Genomic DNA, 22,052 nt, shown 5'->3' on the forward strand with positions numbered 1-22,052 from the left:
TTATTCAAGCTGAACGCGCTGCCCTGTGGCAGGCGCTTCAGCGGCGACGCTGGCGACTACGATTGCCGGCTATACATCCGACACTCGGCCAGCAGCGCCAGCAGGTTGGGGTCGCGCTCCTTGGCCTTGAGAAAGACCACGCCGATATGCTGCTGCAGGTGGTACTTGGGCTGCAGCGGAATCAGCTTCACCCGGTTTTCGTATACCGCCGCCACGCGCCCCGGCAGCAGGGCATAACCGACGCCGGAGCTGACCATGCTGAGCAGGGTGAAGATGTCCTTCACCTGCATCGCCACCTTGGGCTCGAAACCGGCCTGCTGGAACACCCGCTCGCCGTCACGGAAGGTGGCGTAGCCCTGGGTCAGGGTGATGAAGGTCGAATCGCGCAGATCGGCCAGGTCCACCTCTGCGTGGTCGGCGAAGGGCGAGTCATTCGGAGTGGCGAGAAAAATGTCATCGGAGAACAGCGCCAGCTGTTCGCAATCCGGGTCGCTGACGCTGTCGTCGAGGGCGATCAGGATGGCGTCCAGCTCCATGTTCTTCAGCTTGTATAGCAGGTCGACGTTGGAGCCGAGCACCAGGTCGATGTTCAGCTCGCTACGGCGCAGCTTTAGGCCCATGATCAGTTGCGGCACGGTCTTCACGGTCAGCGAGTAGAGCGCACCGAGTTTGAAACGCTCGGCGCCGAAACCCGCCGCTTCGCGGGTCAGACGCACCATCTCCTGGGCGTCCTGGATCAGCTTCTGCGCCTTTTCTTCCAGCACGTAGGCGCTCTCTAGCGGGATCAGGTTGCGCCCTTCGTGCTTGAACAGCGGGCAGCGCAGCGCGCTTTCCAGCGAATGGATGGCGCGGTGCACACTGACGTTGCTGGTCTGCAGCTCGCTGGCGGCACGCGCCAGGTTGCCGCTGCGCATGAAGGCGAGAAAGACCTCCAGCTTTTTCAGAGTCAGTTCTTCATCGATCAGCATGGGCCTGTCCTTATCCAGCGATAGGCGATTGTGCCGTATCCGTGTGGGGCAGCGGTGATCGGTAGGTGCGACTTTGGTTGCAGATGGCAATGTCTGGAATGCCCCTTTGTTTGTCATTTCAATAGTGTTGATGTGATTGGTGAGCAGGGGCTACCGTACGGGCAGTCTTGCATCGGTACAGGTCAATGCCTGCGCCTTTCCTGTTTGAGGAGTACCGCCATGAACGATTTTGCCTCGCTACCCGCGACCTCCGGCCTGAAGGCTCTGCAAGCCCTGATTCGCGGCGAACTGCCGGCGCCTTCCATCGGCGAGACCATGGGCATCCATGCAGTGCAGGTGGAGGCGGGCAGCATCACCCTGGAGGGGCGTCCGGATCAGCGCCATCTCAACCCAGCCGGGGCCGTACATGGCGGTTTCGCGGCCACCTGCCTGGACGGCGCCGCGGCGCTGGCGCTGTTCTCCACCCTGGAGGCGGACGTGCCGCACTCGACGGTGGATCTCAACGTCAAGTACGTGCGTCCCCTGCGCCCCGGCGAGGTCTATCAGGTACGCGGCTGGGTGGTCGAGCGCACCCGCAGCCTGGCGATCTGTGATGCGCAGATCGTCGACGCGCAGGGCAAGTTGTGCGCCAAGGCCACTACCACCTTCGTCATCGGAGTGGCCAAGGCATGAAGGAGCTCATGGTTCAGGGTCCTGGCCAACTGGCCTGGGTCGAGGCGCCCGATCCACAACTTGCTACCGCGGCTAGTGCGCTGGTCAGGCCCATCGCCTCGGCCTCCTGTGATCTGGATCGTCGCCTGATCGCTGGTACCACCCCGTTCAAGCCGCCCTTCGCGCTGGGGCACGAATGCGTGGCCGAGGTGCTGGAAGTGGGCTCCGCGGTGCGTAACCTGAGCCGTGGCGACCTGGTTTCGGTGCCCTGGAAGATCGCCTGCGGCAGCTGTGCCCAATGCTTGGTCGGGCGTTCCAGCGCCTGTACGGCGGTACCGCGCATGGCCGCCTATGGCGTACCGGCAGGCGGGCACTGGGGCGGTCTGTTCTCGGAAATGGTGCTGGTGCCATTCGCCGACTCCATGCTGGTGCCATTGCCGGCGGGGCTCGATCCCGTGGCGGTCTCGAGTGCCAGTGACAACCTTACCGATGCCTGGGTGGCCGCCAGCCGGCCGCTGGCTACACGCCAGGGTGCCCGGGTATTGGTGGTCGGCGGCACGGAAAGCCTCGGCGTGCTCGCCGTGCAGATGGCACGGGCGGCCGGTGCGGGCAGCGTGGACTACCTCGACGAGCATCCGCTGCGCCAGCAGCTTGCCGCGCGCAGTGGCGCCGGTGTCGACCTGGCGGGGCGTGATCTCGACCGCAGCTATGACCTGGTGATCTCTGCCACTCGCGATCATCAGGCGCTGCGCCGTGGGCTGCTGGCGCTGGCGCCCGGCGGACATTGCTCGTGCATTGGCATCATCTTCGATGATCCGAAGATTCCGCTGTTCGACATGTACCTGCGCGACGTCACCTTCTCGGTTGGTGCCTGCAGCGTGCAGCAGCACATCCCCAAGGTGCTGGATCTGGTGCACAGCGGCTGCTGCGATCCGCTGCTGGTCAACCCGCAGGTGGTGGGTTGGGAGGACGCGCCACAGGCGCTGATTCAGCCGCTGACCAAGTGCATCGTGGTGCGCGAGCGTATCACTTGAGCGTGCTCAATTGAGCTGTTCGGCCAGCGCCAGCATCACTCGGCGCCATGCCTCCTGGCCATCCGTGTCGGTGGTGGCCAGTGCCTCGCGCAGGGTGCGCCGCTCCAGCTCGGTGGCTTCGGCCTCCAGCGCCGTGCCTGTCTCGCTCAGGGCCAGCAGCTTGAAGCGATGCCGACCTGGTTCGCGGGTGTACTGCACCAGCGCCTGTTCAAACAGATGCGAGAGTGGGCGATGCAGCGCCTGGTTGCTGACGCCCAGAGTCGTGGCCAGTTCGCCGATGCTGATTGCGTCGGCGCGGGCGATCACATACAGAATGCGGTGGTGCACGCGGGACAGCCCGCGCGCTTCGAGAAAGTGGTCGGCCGCCACCGTCAGGCCACGGAAGCCGAAGTGCAACAGCTCGAGGCTATGGTCGAGCGGATCCAGCGATTTCAGGCTCACAGACGCCGTATTGATCTTTTTTTCGATGACCATGAGATATTCACGCCGCTTTAGGTGGCCCACAGCCTAAGGCCTCCACCCGCTTCATCACAACACGACACAGGAACACGCGCATGCAACTGATCTACGCCGCTGCCTCACCCTTCGCCCGCAAGGTACGCGTACTGGCTGCGGAAACCGGCCTGCTGGAGCGCATCGAGCTGCTCGATACCGCTGTGCTGCCGACCACGCTGAACGAGCAGGTCAACGCGCTCAACCCGCTGGGCAAGATTCCGGTGCTGCTGACCGACGCTGGCGAGGCGTTGTATGACAGCCGGGTGATCTGCGAATACCTCGACACCCAGCATCAGGGCCCAAAGCTGCTGCCGGACGGTGCTGCGCGCTGGCCTGTGTTACGTATGGCCGCGCTGGCCGATGGCCTAATGGATGCTGCGCTGTTGGCGCGTTACGAGCGCGCTGCGCGCCCGGCCGAGCTGCAATGGACGGCCTGGCTGGAGGGGCAGTTGGGCAAGATCCAGCGGGCACTGGCGGAGCTGGAGCGCCAGGTCGACCACCTTCAGGGGCCGCTCGATCTGGCGCAGATTGGCGTCGCCTGCGCCCTGGGCTATCTGGATTTCCGCTTTGCCGATCTCGACTGGCGCGCTGCGCATCCGGGCCTGGCCGCTTTCCACCAGGCCTTCGCCCAGCGCGCCTCGATGCAGGCCAGCGCGCCGGTGTGAGTCATCGGTTCAGAGGCGAAAGCGCGTTACCAAGTGGTTGAGGCCGATGGCCAACTGCGACAGCTCCTGGCTGGCGGCAGTGGTCTGATCGGCGCCGGCCGAGCTTTGCAACGACAGGTCGCGGATGTTGACCAGGTTGCGATCCACCTCGCGAGCCACCTGCGCCTGTTGCTCCGAGGCGCTGGCGATCACCAGATTGCGTTCGTTGATCGCGCTGATGGACTGGGTGATTTCTTCCAGCGCTTGTCCGGCGGACTGAGCCAGGTCGAGCGTCGAGCCAGCACGCTGCATGCTGGTATCCATCGCCTGCACGGCCTGTTCGGTCTCTCTCTGAATCAGCTCGATCATCTGCTCGACCTCGCCGGTCGATTGTTGGGTGCGGTGGGCAAGCGCGCGTACTTCGTCGGCCACTACGGCGAAGCCACGGCCCTGCTCGCCGGCCCGCGCGGCCTCGATGGCGGCGTTGAGCGCCAGCAGGTTGGTTTGTTCGGCAATGGCGCGGATAACGGTTACCACCTGCCCAATGTTGCGCACATTGTCGGCCAAGCGGCGGACCTCTTCGCTGGTGGTGGAGATGTCTTGCGTCAGCAGGCCGATTGATTCCACCGTTTGCCCCACCTGATTCCGGCCTTGGCGGGCGGTATGGTCGGTCTCGCGCGATGCCTCGGATGTGCTGACGGCGTTGCGCGCGACTTCTTCCACCGCGGCGGTCATCTGGTTGACTGCGGTGGCGGCCTGTTCGATCTCGTTGTTCTGCTGGTGCAGGCCGCGTGTACTGTCCTCGGTCACGGCATGCAGTTCTTCGGAGGCAGAAGCCAGTTGGCTGGACGAGTCGGCGATCTGCTGGATGGTGTCGCGCAGGCTACGCCGCATGGTGGCGAGTGCCGCCAGCAGTTGCGCAGGCTCGTCGTGGCCATCGTCGCTGACGTCCTGGCTGAGGTCGCCGCCTGCAATGTCCTCGGCCAGGCCAACAGCTTTGCCCAGGGGAATGACGACGCTGCGAGTGAACAGCAGGGCGAGGATGATCGTGAGCAGTACGGCCACGGCGACGGCGGCCTGCACGATGTACTTGGCGCTCACATACGCGTCTTCACTCTGCGCCGAGGCTTTTTCTGCACCGGTCTTGTTGAGCTGCATCAGTGCCCGCATCGCTGCGGTCAGTGCATCGGCCGTCTCGCTCAGTGTGCCACCGACCAGTTGCCTGACCTGGGCATCGTTGCCGGCCAGAATCGCCTCCATCACTTCGCCCTGGCTGGCCAGGTAGCGTTCCAGGCTACTGCGGAACGCATCGTAGGCCATCTGCTCCTCAGGGGAGTCGATGAACTGCACATAGGTTTGTTCGACACGTATCAGGTCGCTCTTGGCCTGATCCAAAGAGGCCAGGTCGGTGCTGCGGCTCTGCGTATCCTGGGTGATGTGAATGCGCAAGGTGAGCGCACGGATTCGGGCGGCGCTCAGGTTCATTTCATCCAGGGCCAGCACGGAAGGAAACCATTTGGCTTCGACCGCGTCGGACATGTCGTCCATGCGCGACATTTGCGCCAGGGTGATCCAGCCCAGAAGCAATACCAGTAGCCCCAATACGGCAAAGCTTGTCGCCGCGCGCCAACCGATTTTCATCTTTCTCAATAACATGACTACCTCGTTTACCCGCAGCGGATTAATGCGGTGGGTTACTTAAAAGTTGATTAAGCGATCAGATTTAAATGTGCGTTGAGTAATGGCTAGTTGGTTATTCGCGAGGAACCTTGAAGATGCTCAAGTTCACAGGTTGGTCGCCCGAAGAAATAACCTTGCACCCAGGTACTTCCCTGGCTGGCGGCCAATTGCAGGTCGGTGGAAGTTTCGATGCCTTCGACGATTACGCAGGGCGCTAGGGTCTTGCACAGTTCGAGCAGATATTTGAGGGTTTTTTCACCGGTGGCACTATCGCGCGCGCGCTGTATATAGCTCTGGTCGATCTTGATGATGTCTGGCTGGCTTTGCTGGATGAATGCCAGGGTGCCGAAGCCCGAGCCGAAGTCATCGACAGCGACCCGGCAGCCGGCATGGCGCAGGCGGTGGACCAGATCCACCGCGCCGCGGGTACTTGGCGGTACGGCGCTCTCGGTGATTTCGATGATCAGGCGTCCGGCCAGGCTGCGGTCGGCCGTCAGGTAGTCGAGCATCTGGTCCCAGTCCGCATCCAGTACGGTGCTGAGTGCGGAAATATTGCAGCCCAGGGTCAGGCTCGGGTTGTCTCGCAACAGCACCATCACCCTGCCGATCACCCGGTGATCCAGTGGGCGTATGACGTGCAGACGTTCCAGCAGTGGAAAGGGATTGAAGCCAAGGCCGTCGCCGTCATGGCGCAGCAGGCTTTCGCGATAGAGCACCCGCCCCGGTTCATTCGTGGCAACGACAGGCTGGAACGCCAGGTGAAAGCGTCCGCGCTGCAGTTCGTCATAGAACATATGCGCGCGCTGCAGGTCGTTCAGTGGGTCGTTGGTAGCAGAGCGTAGGTATGGCTCTTGAGTGTTCATGCGATGGCCTTCCAGGCGGTGTCGGGGTTCCATGGGTTAGGCATCTTTCTTTGTCCCTTAGGTGGGCGCTGGCAATAAAAACAAATACACAAGCACCGCCAGAAGTCGGCAGTGCAGTCGTTATCGAGTATTTATTGGTACCGCGGCGTCAGACAGTGGCAATCAGGCAAATGTCAGAGCATTCGCCAGCAGCCTTATATTGATCACAGCATGGGGCGGGATGAAAAAACGTCTTGCTGACGAAACGGTTTTTATCGGGAGATGAATGTCCCGGTTTTTATAAGGGCATTTGAAAGTGCCGGCACCCCGCCAGTCATATCCTCCCATCCGTTTTATGTTGTGAGAAGTGTTCTCGGGTACCATTCGTATGTCCCGGGAGCCGTCCTATTTATTGCGTGGTATCTGGAATAAGCGAATTAGTTAATGTTTGGAATATGAGATGCATACGATTACAAATGCCTGCTTTCAGATCATGGCCAAGGCATTTTCAAGCGACGGCTGCCGTTTCGGCAGGCATCTTTCAGGGTTGGATCAGATGCTTGCCGAGGGTGGGCCGGTACGGGTCATACAGGTCTACCGGCTGCTGGAGACCTTGGTCAGTGAAAGCGGTGATGTGGATATCGGCCTGCGCGCCTATCAGCACTTTCATCCGAGCGTGCTTGGTGTGAAAAGCTATGTCCTGATGTCCAGCCCAACGCTGGCCCAGGCGTTGCAGCGCCTGGCTGACTATCACCCGATGACCAGCGATGGCTCGCACATGTTTCTGGAGCGCTATGCCGACCGCCTCGAGTTGGTGGGCGTGGAGAACTCTACCGTTGCCCAGCGTGCGCCACGTGCGTTCATCGACGCAGGGGCCGCGTTGGTCTTGGCCATCGTGCATTGGCTCGCGCCCTTTCAGAAGCCGATGCCGCAGCGGCTTGAACTGACCTATCCGGAGCCGCAGGACACCCGACAGTTGCACCGACTGTTCGGTGAAAATCTGTGCTTTTCCGCGCGGCGCAATTGCATGACATTCGGCCTGGAGGCCGGCGCGATCGAATTGCCCACCGCTGCCGCCGCGTTGCATACGTTGCACGTTGAATACGCCCAGGCGCAAATGAGCGAACAGGTAGATGGTTCGTTGGAAGCGCGGGTGCGGCGCATACTCGCGGAGCAACTGAGCCAGGGTGTCAGCCCTGGCCTGAGCGACGTGGCCGACCTGCTCGGCATGAGTCGGCGCAGCCTGCAACATGGCCTGGTTCGTGACGAGGCCAACTTCACCTTGCTGCTCGACCAGGCGCGTCAACGACAGGCCGCGAGCTTTCTGCGCAACACCACGCGCAGCCTCAAGTACATTTCGGCGCAACTGGGCTTTCGCGATCAGAGCAGTTTCCACAAGGCCTGCGTACGCTGGTTCGGTATTTCACCCAATCAGTACCGATTGATGCATGGTGATGGCGGAGCGACTTCCTGATTTTTTGCTTACCTCGTGGTCCTTTCTGCTATGAGGTTTCGCTCACGACTCGGACAAGCCATTACACTCCAGTGGTCTTTTCCGGCCATGGAAGGGCGGTGTTAAGGTACATTGCGCGCAAAGTCATAATTGGACTGCGCGCATACCCATGGAGCCGCAGGACGAGTGCCCGTAACGCCGACAAGGTGACCAGTTCGAAAACAATAATGATGAAAAAGCACCTCAACGATCAGCTATTCGAAATCATCGCGACGAGCATCAAGAGCAAGCGACTGAAAGCCGGCACCTTGTTGCTGGAGGGACCCTTGGCGGAGCTGTTCGGCGTCAGCCGGTCACCCGTGCGCCAGGCGCTGGTCAATCTGCACCAGGCCGGTTTGATCTGCACCTTCGATGGCCGTGGGTATCTGGTCGGTGCCGAGCCTGGCGAGGTGCTGCGGCGCAAGCTGGAGGCCGCCGACTTCCAACTGGCAACGGATGAGGCGCAAGCCCCGCGCAAGACCGAAAGCTGGAAGGCGGTCTATGACCAGATCGAGCGCGACCTGCTGCATCAGTCGCTGTTCGGCACCTACCGCATCAATGAGCTGGAGTTGTCACGCCATTACGGCATCAGCCGCACGGTCTCCAGCCAGGTGCTCACACGCCTGTCGTTGATGGGCCTGGTCGAGCGCGACGAGCGCTCGCGCTGGCAGCTCGGCCAGTGGGACGAGGAGCGTCTCGGCGAGCTGTACGAAGTGCGCCGCCGCCTGGAGCCGTATGTGTTGATGAGGGCTGCGGAATTCCTGGAGGCCGAGCAACTGGAAGGCTATATCGCGCGCCTGCATCAGGCGATGGCGCTGTACCCTGACATGGACAGTCGCCAGTTCGATGACCTGGAAAGCGATTTGCACATCGAGACCCTGGGCCGCTGCCCCAACCGGCAGATGCTGCAGATTCTGCGTCGTACCCATTCGCTGTTGCTCTCGGGTAAGCACATCCTGCTCGACAAGAGCTACTTCCCGGATGAGGAACCCTTCTTTCGCGAGCACCTGAGCATTTTCGAGAATCTGCAGGCTGGTCGCCCTGATCTGGCAGCGCAGAGCATGGAGGCGCACCTGGTGATCGCCGAGCGCAAGGTCAAGCAACGCCTGGCGCAATTCCGCGAGCAGAACGTCATCCAGGCCGTGCCTTATCTGGAGCGGATCGAGGCTTAGGCTGTCTGGTCTTGGTGCGCGCGGCGCACCCTACCGTTGGGCGTGCTCCGCTGGCGCCTGCCCATCGAGACGAAAACGGCCGGGATTAACCGGCCGTTTTTCATTCCTTCAGCGCCTGATCATCAGGTCACCGCGCCCACCTGCCAGGGTACGAACTCGTTGTCACCGTAGTTGTACAGCTCGCTCTTGGACGGCTCGCCCGAGGCGATTTCGATGAGGATGTCGAAGATCTTCTGCCCGGCTTCGGCGATGCTCAGCTCGCCATCGACGATGCCACCGCAGTTGATGTCCATGTCCTCTTCCAGCTTGCGATACATCTCGGTGTTGGTCGCCAGCTTGATGCACGGTGCGGGCTTGAAGCCGGACACCGAGCCACGCCCGGTGGTGAAGCAGATCATGTTGGCACCGGAGGCTACCTGGCCAGTGACCGAGACCGGGTCGTAGCCGGGGCTGTCCATGAACACGAAGCCGCGCTCGGTGATCGGTTCACCCCACTCATACACGCCGTTGAGCGAGCTGGTACCACCCTTGGCCGCAGCGCCCAGGGATTTCTCCAGAATGGTGGTCAGGCCGCCGGCCTTGTTGCCGGGCGAGGGGTTGTTGTTCAGCTCGGCGCCGTTGATCTGCGTGTAGTGCTCCCACCAGCTCAGGCGGTCGAGCAGTTTCTGCGCGACCTCATGACTGATTGCGCGGGCGATCAGCAGGTGCTCGGCGCCATAGATTTCCGGGGTTTCGCTTAGGATCGCAGTGCCGCCGTTGCGGGCCAACAGGTCGGCGGCGTAGCCGAGCGCCGGGTTGGCCGTGATGCCCGAGTAGCCGTCGGAACCGCCGCACTGCATGCCGACCATGATGTGTTCGACGCTCTCCGAGGTGCGCTCCAGGCGGCCGATGGCTTCCAGCATGTCGGTCACCTGCTCGATGGCGCGCTGGATGCTGGCGCGGGTGCCGCCGGCGTTCTGGATATTGAAAACGCGGAAGTTCGGCCCTTCGCTGATGTTGTAGCGCTTCATCAGCGAGGAAATCTGGTTGGTCTCGCAACCCAGGCCGATCACCAGGGCGCCGGCGATATTCGGGTTGCAGGCGTAGCCCCAGATGCTGCGCTCGAGAAACTTGAAGCCCTCCGATTCGGTATTGATCGCACAGCCGCTGCCATGCGTCAGCGCCACCACGCCGTCGATGTTGTAGCGCTTGAGCAACTCCGAGCCGTTGAAGTGCGCAGCGACTGCGCGCGACACGGTTGCCGAGCAGTTCACCGTGGACAGGATGCCGATGTAGTTGCGCGTGCCGACGCGGCCATCCGGGCGGCGGTAGCCCATGAAGCGGCGACGCTGCTCCGGCGGCAGTACCGGGGTGCGAGCGATAGGGGGCGGCAGCGTGCTGTTGGTGTGGCTTTCCGGCATCGACACGTTGTGGGTATGTACGTGGGCGCCGGCGGCGATGGCCTGGCTGGCCAGGCCGATGACCTGACCGTACTTGAGCACGGCTTCGCCGGCGGCGATGGCGCGGCGGGCAATCTTGTGCCCGGCGGGGATGTCGTCCTGGGCCTCCAGGCCAAGGCTCTCGACACGACTGCCGCGAGCCAGGGCGCGGCGTGCGACGGCCACGGAATCTTGATCGCTGAGGATAACCACGGTCGGGCTATTGGTGATGAGTTGCATGGCGCGTTCTCGTTGTTGTTGTGATCGTCTGGCCAAGATACTGACAAAAATGAACATTGCACGCAATAATTTACGGTGTTAGTGTCATTGCCACACAGCTGCTCGGCAGCCACAAAAACAACAATGTGAGGCCTTCCTGATGGACCGTTGCCATCTCTCGGGGCACGTCGGCAATCAGCCGTTTCCCTGTCCAGTTTTCCCCGCCTTCCGTCGCTGGGGCGCGCGTCATGCATAAGCTCATCGAGGGTTACTTCACCCTGCTCAAGGTGCTCGGAATCATCTGCCTGATCACCATGGTGGTGCTGGTATTCGGCAACGTCGTGCTGCGCTACGCCTTTAACGACAGCATCCTGGTGTCCGAGGAAGTCTCGCGCTGGGCCTTCGTCTGGCTGACTTTTCTGGGCGCGGTGATCCTGCTGCGCGAACGTGGCCACATGGGCGTCGATCTGGCCCTGCGAGCCCTGCCGAGCTGGGGCGAGAGAGGCTGCCTGATCCTTTCGCAGTTGCTGATGCTGGCCTGTTCGGGGTTGTTCTTCTGGGGCAGCTGGCAGCAGGTGCAGATCAACTGGAGCATGCCGTCGCCGGTCACCGGCTGGTCGATGGGCCTGTTCTACGGCACGGGCGTGTTCTTCGGTTTGTCGGCCTGCGCCATTCACATCTACGAGATCGCGCGGTTGGCCATGGGCGGTGAAATCCATCGTCCGGAAATCGCCACCGAGATTCATCAGTAATACGCCCGCTGGCCTGCACCTGCCACGGGCGGTGCGCTCCATATAACAAGAACGGAGTGATGAGATGATCATCATCGCGATTTTCGTATTTTCCCTGCTGGGCGCCATGGCGATTGGCGTACCGATTTCCTATGCGCTGATCCTCTGTGCACTGGCCATGATGTATCACCTGGACCTGTTCGATGCGCAGATCGTCGCCCAGGGGCTGGTCAACGGAGCGGACAGCTTTCCACTGATGGCTGTGCCCTTCTTCATGCTGGCTGGCGAGCTGATGAACGCCGGCGGCCTGTCCAAACGCATCGTCAACATGGCTGTGGCGCTGGTCGGGCACATCAAGGGTGGCCTCGGTTACGTGACCATCCTGGCGGCCTGTGTGCTGGCCAGCCTGTCCGGTTCGGCTGCCGCCGATGCGGCTGCGCTGGCCGCGCTGCTGGTGCCGATGATGGTCAAGGTCGGACATGACCGCGCCACTTCGGCCGGCCTGGTAGCCGCTTCGGGGATCATCGCACCGGTGTTGCCGCCGTCCATCGGCCTGATCCTGTTCGGCGTGGCCGCCAACGTCTCGATCACCAAGCTGTTCCTGGCCGGTATCGCGCCGGGTCTGATGATGGGGCTGTCGCTGTGCGTCGCCTGGTACCTGGTCTCGAATCGCGAAACCCTGATCACCCGCCCGCGCGCGCCGCTGAAGGAGATCCTCAAGGCCTTCTATGAAGGCGTATGGGCGCTGCTGCTGCCGGTGATCATTCTGGTCGGGCTGCGTGCCGGCATCTTCACCCCGACCGAGGCCGGTGTGGTGGCAGCTGTGTATGCGCTGTTCGTATCGCTGGCGATCTATCGCGAGCTGACCTGGAAGAGCATGTACCAGGTGCTGCTGTCCTCGGTGCTGACCACCTCGATGGTGATGTTCCTGGTGGCCTCGGCGATGGTCGCGGCCTGGATGATCACGGTCGCCGACCTGCCGAGCTCGGTGGTCGAGGTGCTGGAGCCGCTGATGGACAGCCCGCGCCTGCTGATGCTGCTGATCGTGGCGATCATCGTGGTGATCGGCATGGCCATGGACATGTCGCCGATCATCCTGATCCTGGCGCCGGTGATGATGCCGGTTGCGGTCGAGGCGGGCATCGATCCGGTGTACTTCGGCGTGATCTTCGTCATGACCTGCGCCATCGGCCTCATCACCCCGCCAGTCGGCCTGGTGCTGAACGTGGTGGCCGGCGTTTCCAAGATCGACTTCCTGGCCACGGCGCGCGGCGTGTTGCCGTTCCTGCTGGCAGAGCTGGTGATCATCGGCCTGCTGCTGCTGTTCCCGCAGCTACTGCTGGTCCCTGCGCAGTGGCTGTACTGACCCCAGATTGCGTATCGGCCGTTCCCTGACGGCCGCTACCCAGGGCTTCTTCCGCCCACATCCATGCCGGCAACGGCACACATAAAAACAAGAGGACATAGTCATGAAATTCATCCCCAAAGCGCTGACTGCACTGCTGTGCTCATCCGCGATGCTGCTGTCGGCGGCGGTGCACGCCGAGGAAATCAACCGTCACAACTTCAAGATCGCCTTCGTGCAGGCCAAGGACCACCCGCATGGCTTGGGCGCGCAGAAGTTCGCCGAGATCATCAAGGAAAAGAGCGGCGGCAAGATGAAGGTGATGGTGTTCGCCAGCGGCACCCTGGGTGGTGATGCTCAGGTGATTTCCTCTGTACAGGGCGGCACGGTCGACATGACGCTGGTCACCCCGGGCCTGCTGTCCGGCATCGAGAAGGGCTTTGCCCTGTATGGCCTGCCGTTCCTGTTCCAGGACACCGAAGAAGTCGATGCGGTGCTCGATGGTCCGGCCGGGCAGAACCTGCTCACCACCCTGGAGCCGCACGGCATCATCGGTCTGGGCTACTGGGACCATGGCTTCCGCCACGTCACCAACAGCAAGCATCCGGTCGAGAAGGTCGAGGACCTCAAGGGCCTGAAACTGCGCCTGCAGCAGATCCCTACCGCCATCGAGTCTTTCCGCGCGCTGGGCGCCAGCGTGGTACCGCTGTCGTTCACCGAGCTGTACACCGCGATGGAAACCCGCACCGTGGATGGCCAGGAAAACCCGCTGGCGGCGATCGAGACCTCGAAGTTCTACGAAGTGCAGAAGTACCTGTCGCTGACCGGCCACTTCTACGATCCGCTGGTGGCGATCTTCAGCAAGCGCACCTGGGACAAGCTCAACGAGACCGAGCGTGAGTTGGTACGCAGCGCCTCGCTGGAGGCCCAGGCATACGAGCGCAAGGTGTCCCGCGAGATGGCCGTGAGTTCGCGCGAAGCGCTGGCCAAGCACGGCATGCAGATCAACGAGGTCGCTCCGGCGGAGATCGAGCGCATGCGTGAGCAGGTGCGTCCCACCGTCGAGAAGCTGGTGGCCGAGTATGGCCCTGAGCTGATGGCCGAAATGAATGCCGAGATCGCCAAGGTCCGCAACGCCCAGTAATCCCCACCTGCAGTTGGCCGTCGTCCGGCGGCCGCTGCGCCTGCACGCAAGGTAGAAACGCTCATGACCGCTATCAATGTCGGTTTCATCGGCCTCGGATTGATGGGCCACGCCATGGCCGCCAACATCCAGAAACGGGGTTTCGCCCTGGGGGTGATGGCGCACCGCAACCGCCAGCCAGTCGAAGACCTGGTCAGCAAGGGCGCCCGTGAATATGCCAATGCCGCCGAGCTGACCCGCGCCGTCGATGTAGTGCTGCTGTGCCTGCCCGGCAGTGCCGAAGTCAGCCGCATTCTGGCTGGCGATACCGGCATCCTCGCTGGCCTGCGCCCTGGACAGATCGTCGTCGACTGCAGCACGGGCGACCCGAATCGCACCGCCGAGCTGGCTGCCCAGGTGACCGCTGGCGGTGGGCATTACCTCGACACACCGGTCAATCGCACGCCCAAGGACGCCCAGGCCGGGCGCCTCAACGTGCTCGCCGGAGGCGATGCCGAGGTGCTCGACAAAGTGCGTCCGGTGCTCGAGTGCTTCTCCGAGACCATCCATCACCTCGGCCCGCTGGGCTCGGGCCACAAGGCCAAGGTGATCCACAACTTCATCTCTCAGGGCAACGCCACCATCCTCGCCGAGGCGTTCTGCACGGCGGCGAAGAATGGCATCGACCTGGCCGCATTCGCCGAGATCTGCAGCATGAGCGGCGGCTACAGCCGCACCTTCGAGCGGATCATCCCCTACGTCCTGCACGGCGATGACTCCGGGCAGCAGTTCGCCCTGGCCAACTGCGAGAAGGACATGCGCTATTACACCGAGCTGACCAAGCTGACGCCGACCACCGGCATCGTTTCCGACGCGGTGTACCAGACCTTCATGCTGGCCAAGGTGCTCGGCCACGGCGACAAGTACGTGCCGCGCCTGTTCGACGTGCTGGGCGAAATCAATGGTGTACGGGTCAGCGCCCGTCAGGAGGACAAGGTATGAAACTGCTGCGTTACGGCCCACCGGGCCAGGAAAAACCAGCTTTGGTCGCGGCCGATGGCAGCCTGCGCGATCTGTCGTTGCACGTGCTCGACATCAGCCCGCGGGTGCTCGACCCCAAGGCGCTCGGCGAACTGCGCGCGCTCGATCCAGCTAGCCTGCCGAAGGTCGAGGACGGCGTGCGCATCGGTACGCCCATCGCCAATATCGGCAAGCTGATCTGCGTTGGGCTGAACTACGCCGACCACGCCAAGGAATCCAACCTGCCGGTGCCCAGTGAGCCGGTGCTGTTCATGAAGGCGACCAGCGCCATCTGTGGCCCCAACGACGCCGTGATCATTCCGCGTGGCTCGGAAAAGACCGACTGGGAAGTGGAGCTGGGCATCGTCATCGGGCGCAAGGCGCAGTACGTCGAGCGTGAGCAGGCGTTGGAGCATGTCGCCGGCTACTGCATCGTCAATGATGTGTCCGAGCGTGCCTATCAGCTCGAAAGGGGCGGCACCTGGGACAAGGGCAAGGGCTGCGACACCTTCGCGCCCATCGGTCCCTGGCTGGTGACGCCTGACGAAATCGCCGACCTGCGCAATCTCGATATGCACCTGAGCGTGAATGGCGAGACCCGGCAGAACGGCAACACCCGCACGATGATCTTCTCCATCGACGAGATCGTCAGCTACATCAGCCAGTTCATGACGCTCAACCCGGGCGACGTGATCTGCACCGGTACGCCACCGGGCGTGGGCGCGGGCATGAAGCCGCCGCAATTTCTCAAGCCCGGTGACCGCATGCGTTTGAGCATTAGTGGGCTTGGTGAGCAGTGCCAGGACGTGGTGGCCTGGAGTCGCTAGGCACTGCCTGAAAGCAGGGCGGTCAGGGGCCGCCCGTCATTCGCGAGTACAGAGACCAGACTATGAAACGACGCCTTTATCCGGGGCGCGATTTTCGTCGTGCGCAGAACATCGAAGAGCTGCGCCAGATGGCCCGCCGCCGCCTGCCCAACTTCTCCTTCGAGTACGTCGAAGGCGGGGCGGACGATGAATTCACACTGGGGCGCAATCGCTCGATCTTCGAGAGCGTGACCCTGCAACCGCGCACCTTGCGTGACGTCGGTCAGCGCAGCCTGGAGCGCAGCTTCTTCGGCCGCGCTTCGCAATTGCCGTTCATGGTCGGGCCCACCGGCTTCAACGGTCTGCTGACGCGCGACGGCGACCTGCACCTGGCGCGTGCCGCTGGGGATGCCGGCATTCCCTTCGTACTGAGCAATGCTTCGACCACTTCCATCGAGGACATCGCCGCAGTCGACGGCGTGCGTGCCTGGATGCAGATCTACCTGTACCGCACCCGCGACCATGTGGCCAAACTGGTCGAGCGGGTGAAACGGCTGAACCTGGAAGCCATCGTGGTGACCACCGACAGCGCCATCTTCGGCAATCGCGAGTGGGACAAGCGCAACTACGCCAAACCGCTGCAGCTGGACCTGCGCAACCGCCTCGATGTGTTGCGTCACCCCGAGTGGATCTGGGACGTGCTGGTGCCCGATGGCGTACCGCGCTTTCGCAACCTCGGCGACCTGCTGCCGCCCGGCAAGGACTCGGTGAAGGGCGCTGCCAGCGCACTGGCCGCCGAACTCGACCCGACCCTGAGCTGGGACGATATCGCCTGGTTGCGAGACATCTGGCCCGGCAAGCTGATCGTCAAGGGCATGATCCACCCGGATGACGCGCGCCTGGCGCTGCAGTACGGCGTCGACGGCGTGGTGCTGTCCAACCACGGCGGGCGCCAGCTCGATGGTGCGGTGTCGGCGCTGGAGACGCTGCCTGAGGTGGCGCGCATCAACCAGGGACGGATGGAGATTTTCCTCGATGGTGGGTTCCGTCGTGGCAGCGACATCGCCAAGGCCCTGCTGCTGGGCGCCAGCGGCGTGCTGATCGGTCGCGCCGGCCTATACGGCCTGGCCGCCGGCAAGGGACCGGGCGCGGCGCATGCTATCGGCATCCTGCGCACCGAGCTGGATCGCACCCTGGGCCTGCTCGGCTGCAGCAGCCTGGAGGAACTGACCCCCGACCTGATCCACGCGCCGCACTGGCGTGCGCTGGCCGAGCGCATCCGCGCCTAGTTTTCCCTCCGTCTCGTACTCCCCCACGATTGCGGTACGAGGCGGTTTTTTATTGCCAACATGAAGAAGGGCGCCGAGGCGCCCTTCTTCATGTCTGCATAGACCGGAGCTTTCCCCGACCCTACTTTCGCAGGGCCGGGTTTGCACGTGCCTCGCTTGCCGCGAGGCCGGATCGACTCAGTGCGAATGTCGCGGCACGGCGGAGCCGCGGCAGCCAACCAGAAAGTCGAAATCGCAGCCTTCGTCGGCCTGCAGCACATGGTCGACGTAGAGGCGGCGGTAGCCACCGTCCCAGAGCAGGCCCTGTGGTTGCTGCCAGGCTGCCAGGCGCGCCTGCAGTTCCGCTTCGGGGATGTCCAGATGCAGGCGCCCGTTGGCGCAATCGAGCTCGATGAAGTCACCGTTGCGTACCACCGCCAATGGGCCTCCAGCCGCAGCCTCCGGGGCTACGTGCAGTACCACGGTGCCATAGGCGGTTCCGCTCATGCGGGCGTCGGAGATACGCACCATGTCGGTGATGCCCTTGGCCAGAACCTTGGGTGGTAGGCCCATGTTGCCGACTTCCGCCATGCCCGGATAACCCTTGGGGCCGCAGTTCTTCATGACCAGAACGCAGGTTTCATCGACGTCCAGTTGCGGGTCATTGATCCGCGCTTTGTAGTCGTCGAAGTCCTCGAAGACCACCGCGCGGCCGCGGTGTTGCATCAGTTCCGGGCTCGCTGCCGAGGGCTTCAGCACCGCTCCCTTGGGCGCGAGGTTGCCGCGTAGCACACAGATACCGCCATCGGCGCGCAATGGATTGTCGAGCTGACGGATCACCTCATCGTCGCCATAGATCGGCGCATCCTTGCAGTTTTCCCACAGGTTCTTGCCATTGGCCGTCAGCGCCTGCGGGTTGGGCAGCAGGCCGTTCTCGCCGAGTCGGCGAATGACGGCAGGCAGGCCGCCGGCGTAGTAGAACTCCTCCATCAGGAAGCGGCCGGAAGGCTGCAGGTCGACGATGGTCGGCGTGCCACGCCCCACGCGGGTCCAGTCGTCCAGCTCCAGCTCGACGCCCATACGCCCGGCGATGGCCTTGAGGTGGATCACCGCGTTGGTCGAACCACCGATTGCAGCATTGAGCCGAATCGCGTTCTCGAATGCTTCGCGAGTCAGAATCTTCGACAGGCGCAGGTCTTCATGGACCATTTCGACGATGCGCATGCCCGACAGGTGAGCCAGCACATAGCGTCGTGAGTCGACCGCAGGAATGGCCGCGTTGTGTGGCAGCGAGGTGCCCAGGGCTTCAGCCATGCAGGCCATGGTCGAGGCCGTGCCCATGGTGTTGCAGGTGCCCGCCGAGCGCGACATGCCCGCCTCGGCGGCCATGAAATCATGGATCGAGATCTTGCCGGCCTTGACCTCTTCGCTGAGCTGCCAGACCACCGTGCCGGAACCGATGTCCTTGCCCTGATGCTTGCCATTGAGCATGGGGCCGCCGGTTACGACGATGGCCGGGACGTCGCAGCTCGCTGCACCCATCAACAATGCCGGCGTGGTCTTGTCGCAGCCGGTCAGCAGGACCACGGCGTCTATCGGGTTGCCCCGGATCGCTTCCTCGACATCCATGCTGGCCAGGTTGCGGGTGAGCATGGCGGTCGGGCGCAGGTTCGACTCCCCGTTGGAGAACACCGGGAACTCCAGAGGGTAGCCACCGGCTTCGAGTACGCCCTGTTTGACGTGCTCGGCGATCTTGCGAAAGTGTGCATTGCAGGGGGTCAGTTCGGACCAGGTATTGCAGATGCCGATGATCGGCTTGCCCTGAAACTCATGGTCCGGAATGCCCTGGTTCTTCATCCAGCTGCGGTACATGAAGCCATTCTTGTCGGCGCTGCCGAACCACTGGGCGGAGCGGAGGGGGCGTTTGTCTGTCATGAGAAAAACCTGCCAGGGTGCGAAAGGCCGCTCAGGGCCTTTCGGGTTGATCGAAAAGGAAGAGGTTTACAGCAGCCAGGTCGAGAGCGCCGGCATGTAAAGCAACAGGCCGAGGACGAACAGCTGGATGAAGATGAACGGCACCATCGACCTGAAGATGTCGGTGAGGCTGATGTCCGGTGGGGCCACGCTTTTCAGGTAGAAGGCTGCCGGGCCGAATGGGGGCGAGATGTACGACACCTGCATGCTCACGGCGAAGAGGATGCCGAACCACACCGGGTCGTAGCCGAGTTGCACGACAATCGGCACGAAGATCGGCAGGCAGAGCATGGCGATGCCGATCCAGTCGAGGATCATGCCCAGCACCAGGAAAATCAGCATCATCACCAGGATGATGACGAAGGGCGCTACATCCAGGCCGGTGATCGCCGAGGAGACGAAGCGGTTGCCGCCCATCAGGTTGTAGACCCCGACCAGGCAGGCTGCACCGATGCCTATCCAGACGATCATCCCGCAGGTTTCCAGCGTTTGGGTCAGGCTGCCCTGAAGCAATTTGACGCTGAACTCTCCACGCACGATCACCGCAAGCAGTACGCCCAGCGCACCCATGGCTGCGGCCTCGGTGACCGAGGCGATACCGCCGTAGATGCTGCCGAGTACCAGACCGGCAATGGCCACCGGGTAGAACATGCCGCTGAAAGCCTCGGCGACCGTGAGGCGTGGGGTATGACTATCCTGTTCGAGATTGGCGCCGCCCATCTGCGGATAGCGCGTACACATCACCACCACGTAAATCATGTAGCAACCCATCAGCAGAAACGCCGGCACTACCGCAGCCTTGAACAGGTCGGCGATCGAGACGCTGGCGATCAGGCCATAGATGATCAGTACGATCGATGGCGGCACCATAGTGCCGAGCGAGCCACCTGCACATACCACACCGATGGCGATGCGTTTGTCGTAACCCAGGCGCAGCATCTGCGGCAGTGCCAGCAGACCTAGCAGGACGATCTCACCGCCGATGATTCCGGAGATGGCGGCCAGGAAGAACGCCACGACCAAGGTCTGTACCGCGACCCCGCCCGGCAGGCGGCCCGCGAAGAAACGCATCGAGTTGAACAGGTCCCGGGCCAGGCCGGAGCGGTCGAGCAGCCCGGCCATGAAAACGAACATGGGAACGGCGACCAGGGAGTATTCGGTGATGAAGCCGAACATGCGACTGGCGACCAGGGGCACGGCCATCGGGCCGAACCAGCCCAGGGTAAAGATCGCCGCTACCAGGCCGGTGACATAGGCCAGGGGCAGGCCCAGTATCAGCAGGCCGAAGATGGCAAAAATGATCAGATAAGTTGCGATTTCAATGCTCATGGCGCGATTCCGGGGTCATGGGTTCTTGCGCCAGTGCTGGCTGATGCGTACGACCTGCTGCAGCGCCATGAGGGCAATCGAGACCAGGATGATGATCTTGATGAAGGCGGGTAGCGGCGGGTTCCAGGAGGAGCCTGAGGTTTCCAGGCGCCAGCTGCCGTCCGGTGCATGGGTGGCGTTGAAAGCCAGAACCCAGGCGGCGTAGCCGATGGCCAGGCAGAAGAGGATGCCCAGGACCAGGTTCAGCAGATCCAGCCAGGAGCGCTTTTGCGGCGAAAGGCGGTCGAGCAGGATGCGAATCTGGATATGCCTGTTGGTCGCCAGCGCATAAGGCCCGCCCAGGGCGAAGATGGTCGCGACCAGGAACATGGTGGTCTCGTGAGCCCATTCCGTGGGGCATTGAATCCATAGCGCATGATCACTTCATAAACACTGACCAGCATGGCGACGAACACCAGCCAGGCGACTGCCTGACCGATACGCTGGATGATCTGGTCGAAGCGGTTCTGGCCAGGTACGGGTTCTGTGACGGGAAGAGGACCGTCGCTCGGTGATTGCGGCAGTTTCACTGTAAAGCTCCTCGTCAGCCCCGACCGTAACCGGGGCTGTGTGCTCTGAGTGTGGTTTGGAGAGTGGCGTCAGAGCAGGCCTTTGCTCTGCAGGTAGGCCTGGATCGAGTCGACGGCTTCCTTGGCCTCAGGGCTGCGGTCACGCCAGGCGCTCCACTCGGCGCGGGCAATCTGGCGGAATTTCTTCAGCTCTTCGGCTGGGAGCGTGGTCAGGGTCACGTCGCCTTTCTGCTTGGCGATTGCCACCTGCTCTTCGTCCTTGGTCTGCAGGTCTCCGATCAACTGGGCGGTGAAGGCATCCACCGACTCTTCGAGAATGCGCTTCTGCTCGTCGCTGAGCCCATCCCAGGTGGCCTTGTTGATGGAGATGTCCTTCATCGGCATCGAATGGAAGCCGGGGTAAATCGCGAAAGGAGCGTACTTGTGGTAGCCCTGCTGATAGTTGGTGGCGAACACGGTGTAGTCGGCGGCATCGATCACGCCCTTTTCCAGTGCCGTGTAGACCTCGGAGGTCGGCAGGTTCACCGGTGCTGCGCCGATCAGCTTGAAGGCGTTCGAGACCATGCCTTCCGGGGCCCGGACCTTGAGGCCCTTGAAGTCGTCGAGTTTTTCGATGCGCCGCTTGGTGATCAGCGACTCGACGCCAACGGCACCGGCGCGGATCAAGTGCACGTTGTAGGGCTCGACCAGGCGGTTGTAACCGTCCTCACCGCCGTTGCGCATGTAATCGAGGAAAGTCGAGGTATCGCTCCAGGCACCGACCATGTTGCCGTAGACGGCGAAGGCCGGATTCTTGCCGGAGAAGTAGCCGGGGTCGGTCATGTGGCCCTGGATGATGCCGGCGCCGACGGCGTCCAGGGTCTCGTTGTTGCCAACGATGGTGCCGGTTGGCATCACCTCGATGAGGATTTCGCCATTGGTCTTTTCGCCGACGCTCTTGGCCCATTCCTGGGCGATGCGGAATTCGTCATCGCCGGCATTGACGTTGATCTGGAACTTCCATTCCTCTTTCGCCAGTGCGCTGGTCGAACTCAGGATCAAAGCCAGGGCAGCGAGGCCCTTGCCTAGGCGGTAAGGGGTTGTAGTGAGTTTCATGGTGCCTCTCCGGTTATTTTTATAAGGGCATTTTCTAGCGCATAGGCCCGCGATAGAGCCTCGGCAGAAAACAGACGGGCAGTGCGACATCTGTAATTCTGAGGGTAGAGAGTAGACAGACGAGGGATCATCAACAAATATGTAATTGCGCCTTCTACATATCCAAATGGATATACC

20 protein-coding genes are annotated in these 22,052 nt (G+C 62.4%); 11 read left to right on the forward strand and 9 right to left on the reverse strand.

Going from position 1 to position 22,052, the window contains the following annotated elements:
- Window positions 1-56 precede the first annotated feature (56 nt).
- Window positions 57-968, reverse strand: coding sequence for a LysR family transcriptional regulator (locus tag EL191_RS01265; RefSeq protein ID WP_041975951.1), 912 nt, complete (start codon window positions 966-968; stop codon window positions 57-59).
- A 219-nt stretch (window positions 969-1,187) separates the two neighbouring features.
- Between EL191_RS01265 and EL191_RS01270 the strand changes: the two genes are divergently transcribed.
- On the forward strand, window positions 1,188-1,640 hold the full coding sequence (locus tag EL191_RS01270) for a PaaI family thioesterase (RefSeq protein WP_041975953.1): 453 nt from the start codon (window positions 1,188-1,190) through the stop codon (window positions 1,638-1,640).
- Complete coding sequence (locus EL191_RS01275; protein WP_041975955.1) at window positions 1,637-2,653, forward strand: zinc-dependent alcohol dehydrogenase; 1,017 nt, start codon at window positions 1,637-1,639, stop codon at window positions 2,651-2,653. The genes EL191_RS01270 and EL191_RS01275 overlap by 4 nt, the downstream gene beginning before the upstream one ends.
- 6 nt (window positions 2,654-2,659) lie before the next feature.
- Here the strand turns inward: EL191_RS01275 and EL191_RS01280 are convergent, their stop codons facing one another.
- Entirely contained in the window at window positions 2,660-3,127 is a 468-nt protein-coding gene (locus EL191_RS01280; RefSeq protein WP_041975957.1) for a MarR family winged helix-turn-helix transcriptional regulator, read from the reverse strand.
- Window positions 3,128-3,207: 80 nt separating this feature from the next.
- On the opposite strand from EL191_RS01280, the gene EL191_RS01285 reads away from it, so the two are divergent.
- Window positions 3,208-3,813, forward strand: a complete 606-nt coding sequence (locus tag EL191_RS01285; RefSeq protein ID WP_041975959.1) for a glutathione S-transferase — start codon at window positions 3,208-3,210, stop codon at window positions 3,811-3,813.
- Between the two features lie 9 nt (window positions 3,814-3,822).
- Here EL191_RS01285 and EL191_RS01290 read toward each other — a convergent pair whose 3' ends face one another.
- Together EL191_RS01290 and EL191_RS01295 are read right to left on the reverse strand one after the other, a co-directional pair.
- Window positions 3,823-5,448 (reverse strand): methyl-accepting chemotaxis protein, encoded by a 1,626-nt coding sequence (locus tag EL191_RS01290; RefSeq protein WP_041975961.1) that lies wholly within the window; start codon window positions 5,446-5,448, stop codon window positions 3,823-3,825.
- Between the two features lie 89 nt (window positions 5,449-5,537).
- Window positions 5,538-6,335, reverse strand: a complete 798-nt coding sequence (locus EL191_RS01295) for an EAL domain-containing protein (protein WP_013713404.1) — start codon at window positions 6,333-6,335, stop codon at window positions 5,538-5,540.
- Window positions 6,336-6,774: 439 nt separating this feature from the next.
- Between EL191_RS01295 and EL191_RS01300 the strand changes: the two genes are divergently transcribed.
- Entirely contained in the window at window positions 6,775-7,788 is a 1,014-nt protein-coding gene (locus EL191_RS01300) for an AraC family transcriptional regulator (RefSeq protein WP_041769316.1), read from the forward strand.
- A 206-nt stretch (window positions 7,789-7,994) separates the two neighbouring features.
- Window positions 7,995-8,978, forward strand: coding sequence for a GntR family transcriptional regulator (locus EL191_RS01305; protein WP_013713406.1), 984 nt, complete (start codon window positions 7,995-7,997; stop codon window positions 8,976-8,978).
- Between the two features lie 122 nt (window positions 8,979-9,100).
- Here EL191_RS01305 and EL191_RS01310 read toward each other — a convergent pair whose 3' ends face one another.
- A complete protein-coding gene (locus EL191_RS01310) occupies window positions 9,101-10,636 on the reverse strand; it encodes a UxaA family hydrolase (protein ID WP_013713407.1) in 1,536 nt (511 codons plus the stop codon).
- A 227-nt stretch (window positions 10,637-10,863) separates the two neighbouring features.
- Here EL191_RS01310 and EL191_RS01315 point away from each other — a divergent pair, with 227 nt between their 5' ends.
- The 6 genes from EL191_RS01315 (at window position 10,864) to EL191_RS01340 (ending at window position 16,929) form a co-directional block, all read left to right on the forward strand.
- Window positions 10,864-11,367, forward strand: coding sequence for a TRAP transporter small permease (locus EL191_RS01315; protein ID WP_041975963.1), 504 nt, complete (start codon window positions 10,864-10,866; stop codon window positions 11,365-11,367).
- 67 nt (window positions 11,368-11,434) lie between these two features.
- Window positions 11,435-12,712: a TRAP transporter large permease subunit gene (locus tag EL191_RS01320; RefSeq protein ID WP_026041926.1), complete on the forward strand. Its 1,278-nt coding sequence runs from the start codon at window positions 11,435-11,437 to the stop codon at window positions 12,710-12,712.
- Between the two features lie 103 nt (window positions 12,713-12,815).
- Entirely contained in the window at window positions 12,816-13,835 is a 1,020-nt protein-coding gene (locus tag EL191_RS01325) for a TRAP transporter substrate-binding protein (protein ID WP_013713410.1), read from the forward strand.
- Between the two features lie 63 nt (window positions 13,836-13,898).
- A complete protein-coding gene (locus tag EL191_RS01330; RefSeq protein ID WP_017361169.1) occupies window positions 13,899-14,816 on the forward strand; it encodes an NAD(P)-dependent oxidoreductase in 918 nt (305 codons plus the stop codon).
- On the forward strand, window positions 14,813-15,661 hold the full coding sequence (locus tag EL191_RS01335; RefSeq protein WP_017361170.1) for a fumarylacetoacetate hydrolase family protein: 849 nt from the start codon (window positions 14,813-14,815) through the stop codon (window positions 15,659-15,661). The genes EL191_RS01330 and EL191_RS01335 overlap by 4 nt, the downstream gene beginning before the upstream one ends.
- Window positions 15,662-15,723: 62 nt before the next feature.
- Entirely contained in the window at window positions 15,724-16,929 is a 1,206-nt protein-coding gene (locus EL191_RS01340; protein WP_017361171.1) for an alpha-hydroxy acid oxidase, read from the forward strand.
- Window positions 16,930-17,106: 177 nt separating this feature from the next.
- Here EL191_RS01340 and EL191_RS01345 read toward each other — a convergent pair whose 3' ends face one another.
- The 4 genes from EL191_RS01345 to EL191_RS01360 all read right to left on the reverse strand — a co-directional run bounded on the left by EL191_RS01345 (window position 17,107) and on the right by EL191_RS01360 (window position 21,875).
- Window positions 17,107-18,843: an IlvD/Edd family dehydratase gene (locus tag EL191_RS01345; protein WP_041975966.1), complete on the reverse strand. Its 1,737-nt coding sequence runs from the start codon at window positions 18,841-18,843 to the stop codon at window positions 17,107-17,109.
- 66 nt (window positions 18,844-18,909) lie between these two features.
- Window positions 18,910-20,211 (reverse strand): TRAP transporter large permease, encoded by a 1,302-nt coding sequence (locus tag EL191_RS01350; protein WP_013713415.1) that lies wholly within the window; start codon window positions 20,209-20,211, stop codon window positions 18,910-18,912.
- Between the two features lie 15 nt (window positions 20,212-20,226).
- Window positions 20,227-20,580, reverse strand: a complete 354-nt coding sequence (locus EL191_RS24490; protein WP_232005504.1) for a TRAP transporter small permease subunit — start codon at window positions 20,578-20,580, stop codon at window positions 20,227-20,229.
- Between the two features lie 269 nt (window positions 20,581-20,849).
- Window positions 20,850-21,875, reverse strand: coding sequence for a TRAP transporter substrate-binding protein (locus tag EL191_RS01360; RefSeq protein WP_041975968.1), 1,026 nt, complete (start codon window positions 21,873-21,875; stop codon window positions 20,850-20,852).
- Window positions 21,876-22,052: the final 177 nt, after the last annotated feature.

The organism is Pseudomonas mendocina, assembly GCF_900636545.1.
GTDB lineage: Bacteria > Pseudomonadota > Gammaproteobacteria > Pseudomonadales > Pseudomonadaceae > Aquipseudomonas > Aquipseudomonas mendocina.

Coding starts and splice junctions, on each gene's coding strand:
- EL191_RS01265 (WP_041975951.1), bottom strand. CDS start 968: ATGCTGATCGATGAAGAACTGACTCTGAAAAAGCTGGAGGTCTTTCTC.
- EL191_RS01270 (WP_041975953.1), top strand. CDS start 1,188: ATGAACGATTTTGCCTCGCTACCCGCGACCTCCGGCCTGAAGGCTCTG.
- EL191_RS01275 (WP_041975955.1), top strand. CDS start 1,637: ATGAAGGAGCTCATGGTTCAGGGTCCTGGCCAACTGGCCTGGGTCGAG.
- EL191_RS01280 (WP_041975957.1), bottom strand. CDS start 3,127: ATGGTCATCGAAAAAAAGATCAATACGGCGTCTGTGAGCCTGAAATCG.
- EL191_RS01285 (WP_041975959.1), top strand. CDS start 3,208: ATGCAACTGATCTACGCCGCTGCCTCACCCTTCGCCCGCAAGGTACGC.
- EL191_RS01290 (WP_041975961.1), bottom strand. CDS start 5,448: ATGTTATTGAGAAAGATGAAAATCGGTTGGCGCGCGGCGACAAGCTTT.
- EL191_RS01295 (WP_013713404.1), bottom strand. CDS start 6,335: ATGAACACTCAAGAGCCATACCTACGCTCTGCTACCAACGACCCACTG.
- EL191_RS01300 (WP_041769316.1), top strand. CDS start 6,775: ATGCATACGATTACAAATGCCTGCTTTCAGATCATGGCCAAGGCATTT.
- EL191_RS01305 (WP_013713406.1), top strand. CDS start 7,995: ATGATGAAAAAGCACCTCAACGATCAGCTATTCGAAATCATCGCGACG.
- EL191_RS01310 (WP_013713407.1), bottom strand. CDS start 10,636: ATGCAACTCATCACCAATAGCCCGACCGTGGTTATCCTCAGCGATCAA.
- EL191_RS01315 (WP_041975963.1), top strand. CDS start 10,864: ATGCATAAGCTCATCGAGGGTTACTTCACCCTGCTCAAGGTGCTCGGA.
- EL191_RS01325 (WP_013713410.1), top strand. CDS start 12,816: ATGAAATTCATCCCCAAAGCGCTGACTGCACTGCTGTGCTCATCCGCG.
- EL191_RS01330 (WP_017361169.1), top strand. CDS start 13,899: ATGACCGCTATCAATGTCGGTTTCATCGGCCTCGGATTGATGGGCCAC.
- EL191_RS01335 (WP_017361170.1), top strand. CDS start 14,813: ATGAAACTGCTGCGTTACGGCCCACCGGGCCAGGAAAAACCAGCTTTG.
- EL191_RS01340 (WP_017361171.1), top strand. CDS start 15,724: ATGAAACGACGCCTTTATCCGGGGCGCGATTTTCGTCGTGCGCAGAAC.
- EL191_RS01345 (WP_041975966.1), bottom strand. CDS start 18,843: ATGACAGACAAACGCCCCCTCCGCTCCGCCCAGTGGTTCGGCAGCGCC.
- EL191_RS01350 (WP_013713415.1), bottom strand. CDS start 20,211: ATGAGCATTGAAATCGCAACTTATCTGATCATTTTTGCCATCTTCGGC.
- EL191_RS24490 (WP_232005504.1), bottom strand. CDS start 20,580: ATGTTCCTGGTCGCGACCATCTTCGCCCTGGGCGGGCCTTATGCGCTG.
- EL191_RS01360 (WP_041975968.1), bottom strand. CDS start 21,875: ATGAAACTCACTACAACCCCTTACCGCCTAGGCAAGGGCCTCGCTGCC.